Genomic DNA, 19,387 nt, shown 5'->3' with positions numbered 1-19,387 from the left:
AACCAGAAACCAGATTGCTAGAAAGATGAACGTGTTACCTACTCCACAACAGATTCAAGACTATATCGCCGCTGGCCTCGACTGCACGCATCTGAGTGTAGAAGGCGATGGCCAGCATTTTCAGGCGGTTATCGTCTGTGCCGCATTTCAGGGTAAACGCCTGATTCAGCGCCACCAGATGGTGTATGCGGTATTGGGTGACCGTATGCGCGAAGAGATTCACGCCCTGTCGATGAAAACACTGACTCCTGAAGAGTACCAGGCATAATGGATAAATTATTGATTACAGGTGGTCACCGCCTACAAGGTGATATTCGTATTTCCGGCGCGAAGAACGCGGCCTTGCCAATATTGTGCGCAGGTTTGCTGAGTGCTGAAGATGTGACTCTGCATAATGTTCCTTCGCTGCAGGACGTGAATACCATGTTGAAGCTGTTGCGTCAGATGGGGTTGCAGGTTAGCCAGGAAAACGGCGTCACCGTACTGAATGGTGCGCAGATCGACAAGCTGGAAGCGCCCTACGACCTGGTGAAAACCATGCGTGCATCGATATTGGTGCTGGGACCTTTGCTGGCGCGTTTCGGTGAGGCTAAAGTGTCGCTGCCTGGTGGCTGCGCGATAGGCTCACGCCCTGTGGATCAGCATATCAAGGGCTTGCAGGCGATGGGCGCTGAAATCACCATCGAGGCGGGTTATATCCATGCGAAAGCCAAACGCCTCAAGGGTGCGCGCATCGTGACCGATATGATTACGGTCACCGGTACTGAAAATCTGCTGATGGCGGCAACGCTTGCAGAAGGTGAAACCGTGCTGGAAAATGCGGCACGTGAACCTGAAGTGACCGATCTGGCCCATCTGTTGGTCGCCATGGGCGCAAAGATTGAAGGTATAGGTACGGATCGTCTGGTGATTCAGGGGGTTACTGCCTTGCATGGCGCCAGTCATGCCGTGATTGCAGACCGTATCGAGACCGCGACTTTCCTGTGCGCGGTGGCAGCGACTGGTGGTGACATCACGCTGACCCATACCCGCAGCGACATCCTCGATGTGGCACTCGATAAGCTGCGCGAAGCGGGTGTGATACTGACCACAGGTCCGGACTGGATACGGGCTCAGATGAGCAGCCGTCCTAAGGCGGTTGGCTTCCGCACCACCGAATATCCGGGCTTTCCTACCGATATGCAGGCACAGTTTATGGCGTTGAACTGTATCGCGCAGGGCACCAGCCGCGTCACTGAAACGATTTTTGAAAACCGTTTCATGCATGTGCAGGAAATGAATCGCTTAGGTGCAAAGATAGAAATCGACGGACACACCGCGATCGTGAATGGCGTCGATAAATTGCTGGGCGCACCGGTGATGGCCACCGATTTACGCGCATCTGCCTCGCTGGTGATTGCCGGTATGGTGGCAGAAGGCGAAACGCTGATAGACCGCATTTACCATCTGGACCGTGGCTACGACAGAATGGAAGTGAAATTGTCCGCAGTTGGTGCACAGATACAACGGATCAAATAATGGGATCACAATTAACGCTGGCGCTCTCCAAGGGGCGGATTTTTGAAGAAACCCTGCCTTTACTCGAAGAGGCAGGCATACGTGTCACCGAAGACCCGGAAAAATCACGCAAACTGATCCTGGCCACCAGTGATCCTGATGTGCGCGTGATCATCGTACGGGCTTCCGATGTGCCGACCTATGTACAGTATGGCGCGGCTGACTTTGGTGTGGCCGGCAAGGATGTGCTGCATGAGCATGGCGGTGAAGGCCTGTATCAGCCTATCGATCTGCACATCGCCAAATGCCGCGTTTCTGTGGCGGTGTCGGCTGGTTTTGATTACGAAAATGCGGTACGTCAGGGAGCACGTTTGCGCGTCGCGACCAAATACACTGAAACCGCACGCCAGCATTTCGCCAGCAAAGGCGTGCACGTCGACCTGATCAAGCTGTACGGCTCCATGGAGTTGGCGCCGCTGGTGGGCTTGGCCGATGCCATCGTTGATCTGGTGAGTACCGGCAGTACGCTGCGTGCCAATCATCTGGTCGAGGTGGAGCATATTATGGACATCTCCTCGCGTCTGGTGGTGAATCAGGCGGCGTTGAAATTAAAGCGCGAACGTCTGCAACCGATACTGGCAGCATTTGAGCGCGCATCTTTGTCTAAAGCATAAAATCTGAAGAGAATTTTCATGGCATCACTGATTACCCGACTCGACGCATCGGCCCCGGATTTTGCAAGCCGCCTGTCTTCTCTGCTCGCCTTTGAAGCCAGTGAAGACGAAGCCATAGACCGCGCTGCGGCGCAGATACTGGCCAGTGTGAAAGCGAGTGGCGATACGGCGGTATTGGAAGCGACCAATCGCTTTGACCGCTTGCAGGCCAGCAGTGTGGCTGATCTGGAGCTGAGTCAGCAGGCTTTGCAGCAGGCATTGGACTCACTGGCGCCGGAGCGCCGGCTGGCGCTGGAAACTGCGGCACAACGGGTACGTGCTTACCATGAGCGCCAAAAACAGGAATGTGGTTCTGCCGGTTTCAGCTATACCGAGGCAGATGGCACTGTGCTGGGTCAGAAAGTCACGCCACTCGATCGCGTTGGTATTTATGTGCCGGGTGGTAAAGCGGCCTATCCGTCCTCAGTCTTGATGAATGCGATTCCAGCCAAAGTGGCCGGAGTCGGCGAAATCATCATGGTGGTGCCGACCCCGGATGGCGTACAAAACCCGCTGGTACTGGCTGCCGCTGCGATTGCCGGTGTCGACCGCGTATTCACGATCGGTGGTGCACAGGCTGTTGGCGCGCTGGCTTATGGTACGGCTACTATTCCTCAGGTCGATAAGATCGTCGGTCCCGGTAACGCCTATGTAGCAGCCGCCAAGCGCCGTGTATTTGGTACGGTCGGTATTGATATGATTGCGGGTCCGTCGGAGATTCTGGTGTTATGCGATGGCAGCACTGATCCTGACTGGGTGGCGATGGATTTGTTTTCTCAGGCTGAACACGATGAACTGGCGCAGTCCATCCTGTTATGCCCGGATCAGGCTTACCTCGATGCAGTACAGGCCAGTATCGTCAAGCTGTTACCACAGATGCCACGTCAGGAAGTGATCCGTACATCGCTCGCCAATCGTGGTGCTTTGATTAAAGTTGAGGATATGCAGCAGGCCTGCGAGATCGCCAACAGTATCGCGGCTGAGCATCTGGAAATCTCGGCTGCACATCCGCAGCAATGGGCCGATCAGATACGCCATGCAGGTGCGATGTTCCTGGGTCGTTATTCATCAGAAGCGCTGGGCGATTATTGCGCCGGACCGAACCATGTGTTGCCGACTTCGCGTACAGCGCGCTTCTCGTCGCCGCTGGGTGTGTACGATTTCCAGAAACGTTCATCCATGATACATGTGAGTGAGCAGGGCGCGCAGACACTGGGCAAAGTTGCGGCAGAACTGGCGTATGGCGAGGGATTGCAGGCGCATGCCCGCAGTGCCGAACTGCGCCTGAAGTGAAGTGCCGGAACTGCCCATGACTGAGACCTGGCGTAACCGGATTTTTTGCGAAGATGCCTTACGGGGCATGGAACGCATTCCCGATGCCAGCGTAGATTTGCTGCTGGCGGATCCCCCGTATGGACTGGGCAAGGATTACGGTAATGACTCCGATAAGCTGGAGTCAGCCGCTTATCTGGAATGGATGACGCAGTGGGTGGATGCTGCACTGCCTAAGCTGAAGCCGAATGGCAGCCTGTATATTTTTCTGACCTGGCGCTATTCGCCGGAAGTGTTCGTGATGCTCAAGCAGCGTATGACCATGCTCAATGAAATCATCTGGGACCGGCGCGTACCATCCATGGGTGGTACAGTCAGAAGATATTCATCGGTGCATGACACCATCGGTTTTTTTGCGAAGGCAAAAGACTATTATTTTGATTTGGATGCGATCCGGATTCCTTACGATGCTGCCACCAAGAAGGCGCGCAGCCGTAAGATTTTTGAGGGTGCTAAATGGCTGGAACTGGGTTTTAATCCTAAAGATGTATGGAGTGTGTCGCGTTTGCATCGCGAGCATGCAGAACGGGAAGATCATCCCACCCAAAAACCGCTCGAAATCATTGAGCGTATGATCAAGGCTTCTTGCCCACCCGGCGGTGTAGTCTTCGATCCCTTCATGGGCAGCGGCACGACTGCCGTTGCGGCACAACGTTGTGGGCGTGATTATGTCGGATTTGAATTAAATCCTGACTATTGCGCCATGATAGAAAAGCGTCTGGCTGCCGGTTTAACGCATGAGCTATCTGCCTGAGGCAGCCCATGATCGCGGCGTTTGTCGTCGCGCCGGACGCAATGTAAATGTCTGAGTGAGTTGGAGTCGAGATTGAACGCTTTCCCTGCGGCGGCTGTGATCCGTCCTGAAATTGCTGCCCTGGCAGCCTACCATGTTCCTGATGCAGATGGCTTTCTGAAGCTCGACGCGATGGAAAATCCGTTTTCTTTACCGCCCGCTTTGCAGCAAGAGCTGGCGCAGCATTTGTCACAGGTGGCATTGAATCGCTACCCGGTACCGTCTTATCAGCAACTGAAGCAGCTGATCGCTGACAAACTGGGGGTGCCGGCCGGGCGTCCTGTCGTGCTGGGCAATGGTTCAGACGAACTGATCGCGATGATGTCGGTTGCCTGTGCGCGTCCTGGCGCCAAGGTATTAGCTCCCGTGCCTGGCTTTGTGATGTATGCGATGTCAGCCAAATTAGCCGGGCTAGAGTTTATTGGCGTGCCATGCCATGCTGATCTGACCCTGGATGTGGATGCGATGCTGGAAGCGATACAGTTGCATCGTCCTGCCATCACGTATCTGGCCTATCCGAATAATCCTACCGGGACTTTGTTCGATGCTGTCCAAATGGAGCAGATACTGCGCGCAGTGGGTGATACCGGCATCGTGGTCGTGGATGAAGCCTATCAGCCATTTGCACCTGCGACATTTATGTCCAGACTGGATGAGTTCCCGAATCTGGCTGTGATGCGCACCGTTTCCAAGCTGGGGCTGGCCGGCATACGGCTAGGCTATATGACAGGACACCCGCAACTGATGCAGGAATTCGAAAAAGTCCGCCCACCCTACAATATCAATGTGCTGAGTCAGGCGGCAGCCGAATTCGTGCTGCGCCATGTGGAGGTGCTGGAGGCACAGGCTGCCCTCTTGCGCGAGCAGCGCAGTGAGCTGGCTTCTGCATTGTCGGCCTTGCCTGGCGTACAAGTATTTCCTTCTTCAGCGAATTTTTTGCTGATTCGTGTTGCGAATGCTGAACAAGTGTTTGCGAAATTAGTCCAACAAAAAATTTTAGTGAAAAATGTAGGTAAAATGCATAATCTGCTGCACGACTGCTTACGGGTGACTGTCAGCTCTGCACAAGAAAATGCTTCATTTCTCGCTGCGTTTGCAGCATCTCTTGAAACAACATGAATAAGCCAACAGAACGCATTGCGGCGCTTACCCGCAATACCAATGAGACCCAGATCCGTGTCGCCATCAATCTCGACGGCAGCGGTAAGCAGAATCTGCACACTGGCGTCCCTTTTCTCGATCATATGCTGGACCAGATTGCCAGACATGGTCTGATTGATCTGGATATCGAAGCCACCGGTGATTTGCATATTGATGCACACCATACGGTCGAGGATGTCGGCATTACTTTGGGCATGGCGTTTGCAAAAGCAGTCGGCGACAAAAAAGGCATACGTCGTTATGGCCATTCTTATGTGCCGCTGGACGAGGCCTTATCGCGGGTGGTGGTCGATTTTTCTGGTCGTCCCGGTCTCAGTTATCACATTCCGTTCACCCGTGCCATGATAGGCCAGTTTGATGTCGACCTGACACGTGAGTTTTTCCAGGGTTTCGTGAATCACGCGCTGGTGACGCTGCATATCGATAATCTGCGCGGAGACAATGCGCATCATCAGTGTGAAACCGTGTTCAAGGCATTTGGCCGCGCGCTGCGCATGGCCACAGAGCACGATGAACGCGCTGCTGGTACTATCCCATCCACTAAGGGTACTCTCTGACATCAGGATTCAATACCGGTTTTCCGGCTGGATAAAACCGGTCCCTCATTATGAATAAAATTGTTGTAGTTGATTATGGTATGGGCAATTTGCGCTCGGTGGCGCAAGCCCTGCGTGCTGTTGCTCCCGAAGCGGAAGTGCTGATTTCCGGTGCTGTCGCTGATATTCGCAGTGCCGACCGTATCGTGTTACCCGGTCAGGGCGCGATGCCGGATTGCATGCAAAGCCTGCGTGATTCCGGTGTGCAGGAAGCGGTATTGGAAGCCAGTCGCAGCAAACCACTGTTTGGCGTCTGTGTCGGTGAACAAATGCTGTTTGACCTGAGCGAGGAAGGAAATACGCCTGGCCTGGGATTATTGCCGGGTAAAGTGGTACGCTTCCAGCTTGATGGTCGTCTGCAGGCAGATGGCTCGCGCTTTAAAGTGCCGCAAATGGGCTGGAACCGTGTTGCACAGGCTCAGAGCCATGCGTTGTGGCAGGGTATCCCGGACCAGAGCTATTTCTATTTTGTGCATAGCTATTTTGCACAGCCTGAGGTTGCGGCGCACACGGTAGGTGTGACGGACTATGGACAGGCTTTTACCTGTGCCGTGGCACGTGACAATCTGTTCGCCACCCAGTTCCATCCGGAAAAGAGTGCGGCAGCAGGCTTGCAACTGTATAAGAATTTTGTACACTGGAAGCCCTGAGCCTCAGAACAACCGGCATTTTATTATCTGAATCATTTCTGAATTTTTAGTCTTTTACAGTCTTTTAGACGCCTACTTTTTTACATCATGCTGCTCATTCCTGCTATCGACCTCAAAGACGGTCACTGCGTACGCCTCAAACAAGGTGATATGGACCAAGCCACTGTGTTTTCCGAAGACCCGGCCGAGATGGCCAGGCATTGGCTGAAACAAGGTGCGCGCCGCCTGCATCTGGTCGACCTGAACGGCGCATTTGCCGGTAAGCCTAAGAACGAAGGTGCAGTGAAAGCAATACTGCAGGCAGTGCGTGACTATGCCGAAGAAACCGATACCGAAGAAATTCCGGTGCAGCTGGGCGGCGGTATCCGTGACCTGGACACCATAGAACGCTATCTGGATGATGGACTGTCCTACATCATCATCGGCACGGCGGCAGTGAAGAATCCGGGTTTCCTGGCTGACGCTTGCAGCGCCTTCCCGGGCCAGATCATCGTTGGGATCGACGCCAAAGATGGAAAGGTTGCGACCGATGGCTGGAGTAAATTATCCGGCCACGAAGTAATCGATCTGGCGCAGAAATTTGAAGGCTATGGCGTCGAAGCCATTATTTACACCGATATCGGACGCGATGGCATGATGGGTGGCGTGAATATTGACGCCACCGTTAAGCTGGCGCAGGCCGTTTCCATCCCGGTGATCGCATCCGGTGGTGTGCACAATCTGGCCGATGTGGAAGCGCTGTGTGCGGTACAGGACGAGGGCATAGAAGGCGTGATTTGTGGCCGCTCGATTTACGAGGGCACGTTGGACCTGGAATCGGCGCAATTGCGCGCCGACGAATTAAGCGGCGATTTGCCGGAAGAAGATGAGGCCGAATGACGCTCGCCAAACGTATTATTCCGTGTCTGGATGTCACTGCCGGACGCGTAGTCAAAGGGATTAATTTTCAGGAATTACGCGATGCCGGTGATCCGGTCGAAATCGCGCGTCGCTATGATCAGCAAGGCGCGGACGAAATCACCTTTCTCGATATCACGGCTACTTCCGATGAGCGCGATCTGATCCTGCCGATTATTGAAGCGGTTGCTTCTCAGGTATTTATTCCGTTAACGGTAGGTGGCGGCGTGCGCTCTGTGGCCGATGTCAGACGCCTGCTGAATGCCGGCGCTGATAAAGTCGGTATCAATACGTCTGCAGTGACCAATCCGCAACTGGTGGCTGATGCCGCGCATAAATACGGTTCGCAATGCATCGTGGTGGCGATTGATGCCAAGCGCGTCGCCGAGGGCAAATGGGAGGTATTTACTCACGGAGGCCGCAATGCGACCGGACTCGATGCGGTGCAATGGGCACAGAAAATGGCCGCGCTCGGTGCCGGTGAAATTCTGTTGACGAGTATGGACAAAGACGGCACACGCTCTGGTTTTGACCTGGGCCTGACCCGTGCCGTATCGGATGCTGTGTCGATACCTGTGATCGCTTCCGGCGGCGTTGGTGGTTTGCAGGACTTGGCCGATGGGATCAAACTGGGCGGCGCCGATGCGGTGCTGGCCGCCAGTATTTTCCATTATGGTCAGCATACAGTAGGCGAAGCCAAGCAGTTTATGGCGGCGCAGGGTATTCCTATGAGGTTGTTATGAGTGCGGCAAAATGGCTCAATAAAGTACGCTGGGACGATCAGGGACTGGTACCTGTGATCGCTCAGGAAGCAAGCAGCAATGATGTATTGATGTTCGCCTGGATGAACCGTGAAGCCTTATCGCGTACCGTAGAACTGGGGGAGGCCGTGTATTGGAGTCGCTCCCGTAAAAAACTGTGGCACAAGGGCGAAGAATCCGGTCATGTCCAGAAGGTGCTGGAGATCCGTCTGGATTGTGATGAAGACGTGGTGCTGCTGAAGATAGAACAGGTCGACAGTATTGCCTGTCATACTGGCAGACATTCCTGTTTTTTCCAGAAATTTGAAGGCACTTTACACGATGGCGACTGGCTGGCTGCCGATCCTGTCCTGAAAGATCCGGAAAGCATATACAAATGAGCGTAGTACAACAAAGCATACTGGAGCGTCTGGCCGACATCATCGAGAGCCGCAAGCTGGCCAACGGTGGTGATCCTGCGAGTTCTTATGTGGCCAAATTGTTCAGTAAAGGTGACGACGCCATCCTGAAAAAAATCGGTGAAGAAGCGACAGAAACCGTGATGGCTGCTAAGGATGCACGCGTGTCCGGTGATGCCAGTCAGGTTCTATATGAATGTGCGGACCTCTGGTTTCATTCTCTTGTCATGTTAGCCCAGTATGATTTGCGCCCTCAGCAGGTATTGGATGAGCTGGCGCGGCGTGAGGGATTATCGGGTTTAGAGGAAAAAGCATCCCGTCAGGATGCCTGATACTTTAGACGATTAACTTGCATGGCTATGTTCAACTCATCTGACTAGGAAAATCGTGGATAACTGTATTTTTTGCAAAATAGTTGCTAAACAAATTCCATCCAGCATTGTGTATGAAGATGAAGACTTACTGGCGTTCAAGGATATCCGTCCGGCCGCGCCTGTGCATCTGCTGGTGATTCCTAAGCGTCATATCAGTACTTTGTCCGACGCAAAGCCCGAAGATACTGTCCTGCTGGGGAAAATGCTGGCTTTGGCGCCAAAGCTGGCAGCAGAGCATGGTTGTGCACCCGTACTGCAGGCAGATGGCAGTCTGCACGGCGGTTACAAAACCTTGATCAATACTGGTCCGGATGGTGGTCAGGAAGTGTATCATTTGCATCTACACGTCATTGGTGGTCCGCATCCCTGGCGTGGACAGCATTAATTTTTTCACGAGAGTGTGACTCTCAATAGGAGCAGGTAATGGGTTCATTCAGTATTTGGCATTGGGTTATTGTTCTGGTGGTGGTGATCCTGGTATTCGGCACCAAAAAATTGGGCAATGTAGGCGCTGATCTGGGCAAGGCAGTCAAAGGTTTTAAAGATGGCGTGAAAGGTGAGGAAGATAAACCGGCTACGCAACAGACTGCGCAATCGACCATCGACGTCGATGCCAAAGAAAAATCCAAGCAGTAAAGTGTCAGCTTACGTACACTTACCCGGAGACTGTGCATGATCGATCTGGGTATCAGCAAATTAGCATTGATAGGCGTGGTCGCGCTGATCGTGATCGGCCCGGAAAAACTCCCTAAGGTGGCCCGCATGGCGGGTACCTTGCTGGGAAGGGCGCAGCGCTATATCAATGATGTGAAAGCGGAAGTCAGCAAAGAGATAGAGCTCGAGGAGTTGCGTAAGATGCAGCAACATGTCGAGCAGGCTGCGCAGCAGGTTGAGCAGACTGTGCAGCAATCCTGGACCGAGGCTGAGACGGGTTTGCGCAACCTGGAAGAACCGGAAGCGCTCGCGCAAATTGCGCCTGCGGCCACGCTGAGTCATGCCCGTCAGGATGCCAAGATTAAGGATTTTCGTCGCAAGCGTCTGGCCAAAACCAGCGCTTTGCCAGCTTGGTATAAACACAGACATGGTCAGCGCAGCCATATCAGTTCCGGTGCCGCCCGCATGGCGCGTCATCGTGCGCAACCTCGTCCACCTGCCAGCTTCTTCTGAGCGGTTTTTTCCTACGTGACTTTATGACAGACGAAATGAATTTATCCATGGTGGGTGCATGACTGATCAGCATGAACAGGGAGGCGCAGAAGAGAGTTTTATTTCTCATCTGGTTGAACTGCGTGACCGCCTGGTCAAGGCAGCTTACGGCTTACTGGCCGCCTGCGCGGTTTTGATGGTGTGGCCTGGGCCTTCTGCTATCTATGATTTTCTGGCGCAGCCTATGCTGGCCTCCTTACCAGCCGGTTCCAAAATGATCGCGACTGGTGTGATCGCCCCTTTTTTGGTACCCATGAAAGTAACGCTGTTGATCGCATTCATGCTGGCATTGCCGTGGATACTGTATCAGGCCTGGGCCTTTATTGCGCCTGGCCTGTATGCGCACGAAAAACGCCTGGTCGCACCTTTGGTGATCTCGTCCTCGCTGCTGTTTCTGGCAGGGGTCGCGTTTTGTTATTTTCTGGTGTTTGGCCGTGTCTTCAAGTTCATTAACGAATTCGCGCCCGCTTCCATCAATGTGGCACCCGACATAGAAAACTATCTCGATTTCATCATGTCGATGTGCCTGGCCTTCGGCGTGACTTTTGAAGTGCCGGTGGTGGTGGTGGTACTGGTCAGGATGGGGCTGGTGTCGGTAGAAAAACTCAAGGCGATTCGACCTTATGTGATCGTTGGTGCCTTTGTGATCGCGGCGATCGTGACTCCTCCCGACATCGTTAGCCAGTTTTCACTGGCCTTACCGATGTGGTTGCTATATGAGCTGGGTCTGTTAATCGCACCCTTGTTTGTGCGGGTGACGCAGGCGCCAGACGCTGCTGAACAATAGATCAAGCGCTGGTTCAGGCTGCGCGTAACCACTGCACCAGCGGTTGCGCGCTTTGAAATGCGTTGATCAGTGTGGACTGCACCTGGGCGCTGTCCCAGCCATCGATCTGGATTTCAGTCCAGACCATAAAATTCTTGAGTTTGATGTATTCAATCAGTGCGTGGCTGGCATCAAAACCCTTAGGTGGGCGTTGTAGTTTACCTTCTTCTTGCAAGGTACCGAATTCCCGTTTGAGCTTCTTATCTGCCAGGACTGACTGAAAGCCTGCGCTGTCATTCAGGATATGCGTACGTATCGCTTTCAAGCGGTCAGATGGTGGCATGTATTCGCCGCAGGCAAAGAACAAACGTCCATTCCCATCTAACTGAAAATAATAGGCCGGACCACCACCTTCGCTGGGCTTTTTTCTGCCATTTGGAACGATGGAAGAAGAAAAGGTCGTTTTGTAAGGCGACTTATCCTGCGAAAAGCGCATATCGCGGTTAATCCGGAATAAAGCTTTCTTAGGATCGCAGCCCGCTATGGCCGGATCAAAGCGAGCGATCTCTGTGATCAGTGACGTAACCAGCTGTACAAATTCAGCGCGCAAGATGTCGTAGCGCGGCTTATTCATAACAAACCAAGCACGGTTATTATTTTCTGCCAGTTCGCTCAGATACGCTTTCAGATCGATCAGGTGCATAGCTTACTCTTCGCGGTTGAGGACGGGACGTTTGCCGATCGCGATATCCAGCGTCGGCTCGGAGCTACTCCGTAATACCTTAATCTTCGCATGGTTCCCTGGCTTCAGTTGTGCGACCAGATTCAGTAACTCAGTCGTGCTGGTGACGTTTTTGCCCTCTACCGTCAACAAAATATCGCCTGGTTTCATACCGGCTTTAAATGCCGGGCCATCGCGTACCACGCCGGTGATGATTGCGCCGGATTTCATCTTTAACCCGAAACTGTCAGCCAGTTCGGGCGTAATGTCCTGCAGCTCTACACCGATCCAGCCCCGTACTACCTGACCCTGACTGATGATGGACTCCATCACTTGTCGCGCGATGGAAATAGGAATTGCAAAACCTATCCCTACCGAGCCGCCGTTTTGCGAGTAAATCGCTGTGTTAATCCCCAGCAGATTGCCATTCGCATCTACCAGCGCACCGCCGGAATTTCCTGGGTTAACTGCTGCATCGGTTTGAATGAAATTCTGAAATGCGCTGTCAGCCAGGTTGGTGCGTCCCAGCGCGGAAACGATACCCATGGTGACGGTTTGTCCCACACCGAAAGGATTGCCGATCGCGAGTACCACGTCGCCGACCTGAGCCTGATCGGAATTGCCGAGGGTGATGACGGGTAAGTTGCTCATCTCGATTTTGATGACAGCCAGATCGGTCTCGGGATCGGTACCCACCACTTTTGCACGTGCTTTTCTGCCATCGGTGAGCGCGACTTCAATTTCATCTGCGGACTCAACCACGTGATTATTAGTCAGAATATAGCCTTCAGCGCTGACAATGACGCCAGAACCAAGACTGGACTGGCGCTCTGTACGTTGCCCTTGCTGATCGCCGAAAAAACGGCGCAGGAAGGGGTCGTTCAGCAAGGGATTGCCCGAGCGTCTGGCTTCTTTTGAGGTGTAAATATTGACCACCGAAGGCATCGCTTTGCCTGCCGCGCCCCGATAAGAATTTTGCGCCGGTGTCTGACTGACCAGTGCTTCTTTAAGCGTGACGCCGGCACTGATACGCGTTTGTGAAGCGGGATTGAAACCTGAGCGTACCCAATCAGGTTTAAGCGTGGTTACAATAAACCAGATCGCCAGACCAACAGTCACAGTCTGTGCAAACAACAACCAAAGACGTCGCATAAGGAAGATATGGAAAAGAAAAGTGTGAATCGGGATGAACTGGCTATAGCACTGGAAAATGAGCTGCAAGTTAATCGTTTCCGTGATTATTGCCCAAATGGCTTGCAGGTGGAAGGGCGAACTGAAATCCGGCATCTGGTGACGGGGGTCACGGCGAGTCTGGCTTTGCTGGAGCATGCGCTTGAGCTGGGTGCCGATGCAGTACTGGTACATCACGGTTATTTCTGGCGTGGTGAGGATATGCGCCTGGTTGGACATAAATACAAGCGCCTGGCCTTATTGCTGAAAAACGATATCAGTCTGTTTGCCTACCACTTACCGCTGGATAGTCATTCTGAACTGGGAAATAACGCGCAACTGGCACGTCTGTTGAATTTCACGCCTACAGGGCGCTTTGGTGATGACGATATAGGCTGGATGGGGCAGGTTGCTGATGCTGCACTACGCACCGTGGGGGACTTGCAGAAGCACATTGCTGCTGTGCTTGGCCGTACCCCCTTATTGATTGGTGACCCGGAACAGACTCTGGGTCAAATTGCCTGGTGCAGCGGTGCGGCACACAGCATGTTGGACCGCGCAGTTGCTGCCGGTGCCAGCGTTTATCTGTCTGGGGAAATTTCAGAGCCTACGGTACATCTGGCACGTGAGACTGGCGTGGCTTACCTGGCTTGCGGTCACCACGCGACCGAGCGCTACGGCGTACAGGCGCTGGGCAATTGGATAGCACAGCAGTTTGGCATCAGCCATCAGTTTATTGATGTCGACAATCCGGTCTGATGTGCGGGGCGCGATAGTTGGCCCCGAAGCAACAACAGCCAGCGACAAAAGGTGCTGGCTGTTGCTTGACGGAGACAAATTACCAACTCAGTTATTTTTTCAATGCATCGCGAATTTCGCGTAATAACAACACATCTTCCGGCGTCACAACTGGGGCTGGCGCAGCTACCGGTTCATCCTTTTTCATTTTATTGAACAGGCGGACCATCTGGAAAATGACAAAGGCCAGTATCAGGAAATTCACGGTAACAGTGATGAAGTTACCATAGGCAATAACGCCGCCTAATTTCTTGGCTTCTGCCAGCGCCAGTTGCGTACCCTGTCCGTTCAACGGCAAGTAATAGTTAGAAAAATCCAACCCGCCACCCAGCAAACGGGTAATGGCTGGCATCACAATATCTCCCACCAATGAGTCCACAATCTTACCGAAAGCAGCACCGATGATCACACCGACGGCCAGATCGATGACATTACCTTTGGCTGCAAATGCCTTAAATTCTTGCATCATACTCATAAAAAAACTCCCTTTTTTCATTAATAGTTATGCCACGATTTTGCGGACAGATGTATTCTAAAGTGCAAGCAGTAAAATTGGCGCAAAGACATTGTTAATGATGTTTTCCCGAAAATACCGAATAAACACATTTTTCGCATTTTTGCATCCAAATATGTCAAAAAACAGTGAAAATGTTTAAAAAATCGCGTATTTTTGTTGTTTGGGGATCTTTTGCTTTAAAACCATATTCCGCTACTTTATAATTTAAGGTTGCTAGAAGTTAGAGCTTATTTCATCCGTAGCTGTGGGTGCGGATAAGGCAATTCGGGACATTTGTGTCTGTTGTTGTGCGCGACTCAAAAAACGGATTGTCTGGCATGTCTGCACAGGTTTTACCGGTGCAGACAGTGTCAGTTCCCGGAGGGGTGACCTCCGACTCGTATTGATGAAATGAGTTCTAGTCGTCGGGTTTTGACTTTTGACAGATTGGGGTTGGTATGAGTAACGAAAAGCAGGTCGATTCTGGCCGCCGCGGTTTGCTCGTCGCCACTTGCGCGGCAGGTGGCGTGGCGGGCTTGGCTACGGCGGGAGCATTGGTAAGCACGTTCCAGCCATCAGAGCGCGCGAAAGCGGCTGGTGCGCCGGTAGAAGTGGATATTTCCGCTTTGAAATCCGGTGAAATGACAACGGTGGAGTGGCGTGGTAAGCCAGTCTGGATTCTGAAGCGGACACCGGAAATGTTGGCCAGTCTGGCCAAGACCGAAGATAAAGTTGCTGATCCGCAATCCAATAAGCCTTACACCATGGATATGCCGGAGTATTGCGATAAGCAAAGCCGCTCCCGCAAAGAACATCCGGAAATTCTGGTGACAGTCGGCATTTGTTCCCATCTCGGTTGCTCCCCAAGTTCCAAGTTCCAGGCTGGTGCCCAGGCATCGTTGCCAGATGACTGGCAAGGTGGCTTCTTATGCCCATGCCATGGCTCTACGTTCGATCTGGCTGGTCGCGTATTCAAAAATAAACCAGCCCCGCAAAATCTGGATGTGCCGCGCCATATGTTCCTGTCGGACACCAAGATACTGATTGGTAAAGATGAGAAAGGTGAGGCGTAATCATGGCATTTGTTGAGAAAAAACTGCCTGCGGATGCGTCTGCAGCTGAACACGCACTGAACTGGGTTGATTCCCGCTTCCCGCTGACCAAGCTGTGGAATGATCAGTGGGGTAAATACTACGCACCGAAAAATTTCAATTTCTGGTACATCTTTGGCTCATTGGCGATGCTGGTGCTGGTGATTCAGATCGTGACCGGTATTTTCCTAGTCATGCATTACAAACCCGATGCAAATCTGGCATTCGCATCGGTGGAATACATCATGCGTGATGTGCCCTGGGGCTGGTTAGTGCGTTATATGCACTCTACCGGTGCTTCGGCTTTCTTTATCGTGGTCTACCTGCATATGGCCCGTGCCTTCATGTATGGTTCCTACCGTAAGCCGCGTGAACTGATCTGGTTGTTTGGTTTCGCGATTTTCCTGTGTCTGATGGCAGAGGCGTTCTTCGGTTACCTGTTACCTTGGGGGCAGATGTCTTATTGGGGCGCACAGGTGATTGTGAATCTGTTTGGTGCAATTCCTTTCATCGGCCCTGATCTGTCTTTGTGGATCCGTGGTGATTACGTGGTGTCGGATGCAACATTGAACCGTTTCTTCTCTTTCCACGTGATTGCAATTCCGCTGGTCTTGCTGGGTCTGGTTGCAGCGCATCTGATCGCTCTGCATGAAGTTGGCTCTAACAATCCTGACGGTATTGAAATCAAGGATAACATTGGTGCTGATGGTCATCCGGTGGATGGCATCCCATCCCATCCTTATTATTCGTCGAAAGATATCTTCGGTGTGACGGTATTCCTGACGCTGTTCAGCGCAGTTGTATTCTTTGCGCCGGAAATGGGGGGGTACTTCCTTGAATACAACAACTTTATTCCGGCTGATTCGCTGAAAACGCCGCCACATATCGCGCCGACCTGGTATTTCACGCCTTTCTACTCGATCCTGCGTGCAACAACATCGGAATTCCTGTACGTAGTGCAGGCCGGTATCGCAGCTTATGTCGCGTTCATTTACATCAAAACCAAGCTGCCTACTGTCATCAAAATGGCGATTGCTGGTATCGCACTGGTTGCGATCGCTGGCATGATGCCTGGCGCACTGGATGCGAAATTCTGGGGTGTGGTCTTGTTCGGTGGCTCTGTTGTGATCCTGGCTTTCCTGCCTTGGCTGGATTTGTCACCAGTGAAATCGATACGCTATCGCCCAGACTGGCACAAGTATGTGTACATCATCTTCGCGATTGCTTTTGTGATCCTGGGCTACCTCGGTGTGCAGGCACCGTCACCGACAGGCGAACGTGTGTCGCAGGTTTGTGCAGTGATTTACTACGGCTTCTTCCTGTTGATGCCATGGTGGAGTGCGATGGGTACATTCAAGCCTGTACCGAAGCGTGTGACTTTCAGCGCTCACTAAGTCAACTAAGCGAGGACGAATTAGCATGAAATTACTTAAAAAACTGATCGCTGCTGTTGCTTTGGTTCCAGCATTAGCGTTCGCAAGCGGTGCCACCCATCCTTTGGATAAGGCGCCGGACCGTACAACAGATATGGCAGCTCTGCAAAATGGTGCCAAACTGTTCGTTAACTACTGCCTCAACTGCCACTCAGCGTCCGCAATGCGTTACAATCGCCTGCGCGATATCGGCCTGACAGAAGATCAGATCAAGCAAAACCTCTTGTTCACAGGAGAAAAAGTGGGTGATCTGATGAAAAACACCCTGTCAGCCAAGGATGCAAAGGCCTGGTTTGGTGCAGTACCGCCGGACTTATCCGTGATCGCAAGAGCAAAAGCATCTGAAGCAGGAACCGGTGCAGATTGGTTGTATACTTATCTGCGCACCTACTACAAAGATGAGTCCCGTCCTACCGGCTGGAATAATCTGGTCTTCCCGAATGTGGGTATGCCACATGTTTTATGGGAATTGCAAGGTGTTCGCACTGCGAAATTTGTAGAAGAAAAAGATGCACATGATGCATCCAAATCGGTACACAAATTCAGTGGTTTTGAAACTGTCGCGGCTGGTAAATTAAGCGCTGCCGAATATGACAATGCTGTGGGTGATTTGGTTGCATATTTGCAATGGATGGGCGAACCTGCCCAAAATATCCGCAAGCGTCTTGGGGTAGTAGTCTTGATTTTCATGGCAGTTTTAGCGACACTTGCATGGCGTTTGAACGCTTCCATCTGGAAAGAGGTCAAATAATTGCATGTATCTTGTCAATGTGAAGAGTTTCACATCTGACAGGAATTTTTCAGATCGTCCGTTTTTCTCCGTCGTAAGCGGACGAGTAATCCCAAGGGTGAGGTGCGTCAAGGTGCCTCGCCCTGATCGTTTTTAAGGAACTATAAAAATGATGGTTCTCTATTCGGGTACAACTTGCCCATTTTCTCAGCGTTGCCGTCTGGTCTTGTTTGAAAAAGGCATGGATTTCGAAATCCGTGATGTTGATTTGTTCAACAAACCGGAAGATATTTCGACCATGAATCCTTATGGTCAGGTGCCTATCCTGGTCGAACGTGAACTGATACTCTACGAATCCAACATCATCAATGAATATATTGATGAACGTTTCCCGCATCCGCAACTGATGCCGGCTGATCCGCTGCAACGTGCGCGTGCACGTCTGATGCTGTTCAACTTCGAAAAAGAGCTGTTCGTTCACGTGCATACGCTGGAAAACGACAAGAGCACGACATCCGCCAAGGCACAAGATAAAGCACGTGCCGAGATTCGTGACCGCCTGACTCAGCTCGCTCCATTGTTTATCAAAAATAAATACATGCTGGGCGAAGAGTTTTCTATGCTGGACGTGGCGGTTGCGCCTTTGTTGTGGCGTCTGGATCACTACGGCATTGAATTGTCCAAAACCGCTGCGCCTATCATGAAATATGCTGAACGCATTTTCTCGCGCCCGGCTTACATCGAGGCATTGACGCCATCCGAGAAAGTGATGCGCCGTTAATCAGGGCTGGTCAGGATGTGAAATATGTTAAGGCTGACTTTTTTCTAAAGTCAGCCTTAACTTTTTGTGGCAAAATTTCTGACTATCAGAATCTTTGTTCCCGGATTCTTTGTTTCACTCGTTAGGACTTACGCAAAATTGTCACAGCAAGGCATGGCGACGCAGGCAGTACGCATAGTACGACAAGGAGCCATAACGCAGCTGGGGCGGTTTTGCGTAAGTCTTATTTATATCAAATTAAGCAGGTACTACAGATGCAGGAAACTTCAACCAAGCCGTATTTCATGCGGGCAATTTACGAATGGTGCACCGATAATGGCTATACACCGTATATGGCGGTCAAAGTCGCAGCTGGCGTACAAGTGCCTATGGAGTTTGTACGCAATGGCGAAATCGTGCTGAACATCAGCTTCGGCGCAACCAGTAGCTTGAAAATGGACAATGACGCAGTGAGTTTCAAAGCCCGCTTCGGTGGGGTATCGCGTGAGATTCACGTACCGGTCGGCAATGTCATTGCGGTCTATGCCAGCGAAAACGGTCAGGGCATGGCATTCGAAGTATCACTCGACGACGCGCCAGAAGCCAATGAGCCGGATGAGCAGGAACAACGGCCGCGTTCAGGACTTGGATTGGCATCAGTCAATACCGGCGAGAACACCGAATCTGCTGCAGAAACAGAAAAAGAACAAAAAAAACCGGGAAAACCCTCGCTAAAAATCATAAAGTAGCCTATAATACGTGTCTTCGGAACTGCTGCAGTAAAATGTAGCAATGGTCGAAACGATTTTCGCCGGCTTAGCTCACTTGGTAGAGCAGTTGACTTGTAATCATCAGGTAGCCAGTTCGATTCCGGCAGCCGGCACCAATAAAAACCCATCGTTAGCAATAACGGTGGGTTTTTTATTTTACCCCTGCTGTTTATATTATTTCGCATACAAGCTGCGTTGCGCCTTCTGCGCTGCCGCGACGACACCGCTAGTGATGGCAGAAAATGGCTTGTCGTTCGGTTTAGGGAACGATTAT

Annotated in this window: 25 protein-coding genes and 1 tRNA gene; 23 read left to right on the top strand and 3 right to left on the bottom strand. The window is 52.0% G+C overall.

What is annotated here, in order from left to right:
• Nucleotides 1-31: 31 nt before the first annotated feature.
• The 16 genes from H8K47_RS13680 (at nucleotide 32) to tatC (ending at nucleotide 11,165) form a co-directional block, all read left to right on the top strand.
• Complete coding sequence (locus H8K47_RS13680) at nucleotides 32-268, top strand: BolA family protein (protein ID WP_162019418.1); 237 nt, start codon at nucleotides 32-34, stop codon at nucleotides 266-268.
• Entirely contained in the window at nucleotides 268-1,518 is a 1,251-nt protein-coding gene (gene murA, locus H8K47_RS13675; RefSeq protein WP_186881970.1) for a UDP-N-acetylglucosamine 1-carboxyvinyltransferase, read from the top strand. The genes H8K47_RS13680 and murA overlap by 1 nt, the downstream gene beginning before the upstream one ends.
• Nucleotides 1,518-2,171, top strand: coding sequence for an ATP phosphoribosyltransferase (hisG, locus tag H8K47_RS13670; protein ID WP_186881969.1), 654 nt, complete (start codon nucleotides 1,518-1,520; stop codon nucleotides 2,169-2,171). Before murA ends, hisG begins: the two co-directional genes overlap by 1 nt.
• 18 nt (nucleotides 2,172-2,189) lie before the next feature.
• Nucleotides 2,190-3,503 carry a histidinol dehydrogenase gene (hisD, locus tag H8K47_RS13665; RefSeq protein WP_186881968.1) on the top strand — a complete coding sequence of 438 codons (1,314 nt, stop codon included), beginning with the start codon at nucleotides 2,190-2,192 and terminating at the stop codon, nucleotides 3,501-3,503.
• Between the two features lie 16 nt (nucleotides 3,504-3,519).
• On the top strand, nucleotides 3,520-4,296 hold the full coding sequence (locus H8K47_RS13660; protein WP_186881967.1) for a DNA-methyltransferase: 777 nt from the start codon (nucleotides 3,520-3,522) through the stop codon (nucleotides 4,294-4,296).
• Nucleotides 4,297-4,368: 72 nt separating this feature from the next.
• Entirely contained in the window at nucleotides 4,369-5,454 is a 1,086-nt protein-coding gene (gene hisC / locus H8K47_RS13655) for a histidinol-phosphate transaminase (protein ID WP_186881966.1), read from the top strand.
• A complete protein-coding gene (gene hisB / locus H8K47_RS13650) occupies nucleotides 5,451-6,053 on the top strand; it encodes an imidazoleglycerol-phosphate dehydratase HisB (RefSeq protein WP_186881965.1) in 603 nt (200 codons plus the stop codon). Before hisC ends, hisB begins: the two co-directional genes overlap by 4 nt.
• 50 nt (nucleotides 6,054-6,103) lie before the next feature.
• On the top strand, nucleotides 6,104-6,742 hold the full coding sequence (hisH, locus tag H8K47_RS13645; RefSeq protein WP_186881964.1) for an imidazole glycerol phosphate synthase subunit HisH: 639 nt from the start codon (nucleotides 6,104-6,106) through the stop codon (nucleotides 6,740-6,742).
• 87 nt (nucleotides 6,743-6,829) lie between these two features.
• Nucleotides 6,830-7,621: a 1-(5-phosphoribosyl)-5-[(5-phosphoribosylamino)methylideneamino]imidazole-4-carboxamide isomerase gene (gene hisA, locus H8K47_RS13640; protein ID WP_186881963.1), complete on the top strand. Its 792-nt coding sequence runs from the start codon at nucleotides 6,830-6,832 to the stop codon at nucleotides 7,619-7,621.
• Nucleotides 7,618-8,382, top strand: a complete 765-nt coding sequence (hisF, locus tag H8K47_RS13635; RefSeq protein WP_186881962.1) for an imidazole glycerol phosphate synthase subunit HisF — start codon at nucleotides 7,618-7,620, stop codon at nucleotides 8,380-8,382. Before hisA ends, hisF begins: the two co-directional genes overlap by 4 nt.
• Nucleotides 8,379-8,780 carry a phosphoribosyl-AMP cyclohydrolase gene (gene hisI / locus H8K47_RS13630; protein ID WP_186881961.1) on the top strand — a complete coding sequence of 134 codons (402 nt, stop codon included), beginning with the start codon at nucleotides 8,379-8,381 and terminating at the stop codon, nucleotides 8,778-8,780. The genes hisF and hisI overlap by 4 nt, the downstream gene beginning before the upstream one ends.
• Nucleotides 8,777-9,130 carry a phosphoribosyl-ATP diphosphatase gene (locus tag H8K47_RS13625; RefSeq protein WP_186881960.1) on the top strand — a complete coding sequence of 118 codons (354 nt, stop codon included), beginning with the start codon at nucleotides 8,777-8,779 and terminating at the stop codon, nucleotides 9,128-9,130. Before hisI ends, H8K47_RS13625 begins: the two co-directional genes overlap by 4 nt.
• A 55-nt stretch (nucleotides 9,131-9,185) precedes the next feature.
• Nucleotides 9,186-9,557, top strand: a complete 372-nt coding sequence (locus tag H8K47_RS13620) for a histidine triad nucleotide-binding protein (protein WP_186881959.1) — start codon at nucleotides 9,186-9,188, stop codon at nucleotides 9,555-9,557.
• Between the two features lie 38 nt (nucleotides 9,558-9,595).
• Nucleotides 9,596-9,808, top strand: a complete 213-nt coding sequence (tatA, locus tag H8K47_RS13615) for a Sec-independent protein translocase subunit TatA (protein ID WP_186881958.1) — start codon at nucleotides 9,596-9,598, stop codon at nucleotides 9,806-9,808.
• A gap of 36 nt (nucleotides 9,809-9,844) precedes the next feature.
• Entirely contained in the window at nucleotides 9,845-10,339 is a 495-nt protein-coding gene (gene tatB / locus H8K47_RS13610; RefSeq protein ID WP_186881957.1) for a Sec-independent protein translocase protein TatB, read from the top strand.
• A gap of 58 nt (nucleotides 10,340-10,397) precedes the next feature.
• Nucleotides 10,398-11,165: a twin-arginine translocase subunit TatC gene (tatC, locus tag H8K47_RS13605; protein ID WP_186881956.1), complete on the top strand. Its 768-nt coding sequence runs from the start codon at nucleotides 10,398-10,400 to the stop codon at nucleotides 11,163-11,165.
• A 13-nt stretch (nucleotides 11,166-11,178) separates the two neighbouring features.
• On the opposite strand, the gene H8K47_RS13600 is transcribed toward tatC, so the two are convergent.
• Complete coding sequence (locus tag H8K47_RS13600) at nucleotides 11,179-11,847, bottom strand: DUF2461 domain-containing protein (RefSeq protein ID WP_186881955.1); 669 nt, start codon at nucleotides 11,845-11,847, stop codon at nucleotides 11,179-11,181.
• Between the two features lie 3 nt (nucleotides 11,848-11,850).
• Nucleotides 11,851-13,017, bottom strand: a complete 1,167-nt coding sequence (locus tag H8K47_RS13595; protein WP_186881954.1) for a Do family serine endopeptidase — start codon at nucleotides 13,015-13,017, stop codon at nucleotides 11,851-11,853.
• Between the two features lie 9 nt (nucleotides 13,018-13,026).
• On the opposite strand from H8K47_RS13595, the gene H8K47_RS13590 reads away from it, so the two are divergent.
• The gene (locus H8K47_RS13590) at nucleotides 13,027-13,794 is read left to right on the top strand and encodes a Nif3-like dinuclear metal center hexameric protein (RefSeq protein ID WP_186881953.1); all 768 of its coding nucleotides are present in this window, start codon (nucleotides 13,027-13,029) and stop codon (nucleotides 13,792-13,794) included.
• Between the two features lie 91 nt (nucleotides 13,795-13,885).
• Here H8K47_RS13590 and mscL read toward each other — a convergent pair whose 3' ends face one another.
• Nucleotides 13,886-14,308, bottom strand: a complete 423-nt coding sequence (gene mscL / locus H8K47_RS13585) for a large conductance mechanosensitive channel protein MscL (RefSeq protein WP_329604172.1) — start codon at nucleotides 14,306-14,308, stop codon at nucleotides 13,886-13,888.
• 479 nt (nucleotides 14,309-14,787) lie between these two features.
• On the opposite strand from mscL, the gene petA reads away from it, so the two are divergent.
• The 6 genes from petA to H8K47_RS13555 all read left to right on the top strand — a co-directional run bounded on the left by petA (nucleotide 14,788) and on the right by H8K47_RS13555 (nucleotide 19,229).
• The gene (petA, locus tag H8K47_RS13580) at nucleotides 14,788-15,402 is read left to right on the top strand and encodes a ubiquinol-cytochrome c reductase iron-sulfur subunit (protein WP_186881952.1); all 615 of its coding nucleotides are present in this window, start codon (nucleotides 14,788-14,790) and stop codon (nucleotides 15,400-15,402) included.
• Nucleotides 15,402-16,814: a cytochrome b gene (locus tag H8K47_RS13575; protein ID WP_186881984.1), complete on the top strand. Its 1,413-nt coding sequence runs from the start codon at nucleotides 15,402-15,404 to the stop codon at nucleotides 16,812-16,814. Before petA ends, H8K47_RS13575 begins: the two co-directional genes overlap by 1 nt.
• A 25-nt stretch (nucleotides 16,815-16,839) precedes the next feature.
• Nucleotides 16,840-17,604: a cytochrome c1 gene (locus H8K47_RS13570; protein WP_186881951.1), complete on the top strand. Its 765-nt coding sequence runs from the start codon at nucleotides 16,840-16,842 to the stop codon at nucleotides 17,602-17,604.
• Nucleotides 17,605-17,752: 148 nt separating this feature from the next.
• Nucleotides 17,753-18,364, top strand: coding sequence for a glutathione S-transferase N-terminal domain-containing protein (locus tag H8K47_RS13565; protein WP_162018945.1), 612 nt, complete (start codon nucleotides 17,753-17,755; stop codon nucleotides 18,362-18,364).
• A 254-nt stretch (nucleotides 18,365-18,618) separates the two neighbouring features.
• Nucleotides 18,619-19,092 (top strand): ClpXP protease specificity-enhancing factor, encoded by a 474-nt coding sequence (locus tag H8K47_RS13560; protein ID WP_186881950.1) that lies wholly within the window; start codon nucleotides 18,619-18,621, stop codon nucleotides 19,090-19,092.
• Between the two features lie 61 nt (nucleotides 19,093-19,153).
• Nucleotides 19,154-19,229: transfer RNA gene (locus tag H8K47_RS13555), tRNA-Thr, on the top strand.
• Nucleotides 19,230-19,387: the final 158 nt, after the last annotated feature.

The sequence above is a fragment of the Cognatundibacterium rugosum genome (assembly GCF_014284365.1).
Lineage (GTDB): Bacteria > Pseudomonadota > Gammaproteobacteria > Burkholderiales > Burkholderiaceae_D > Undibacterium > Undibacterium rugosum.
The sequence above is the reverse complement of the archived record's forward strand: the minus strand, read 5'-3'. Positions and strand labels throughout refer to the sequence as shown.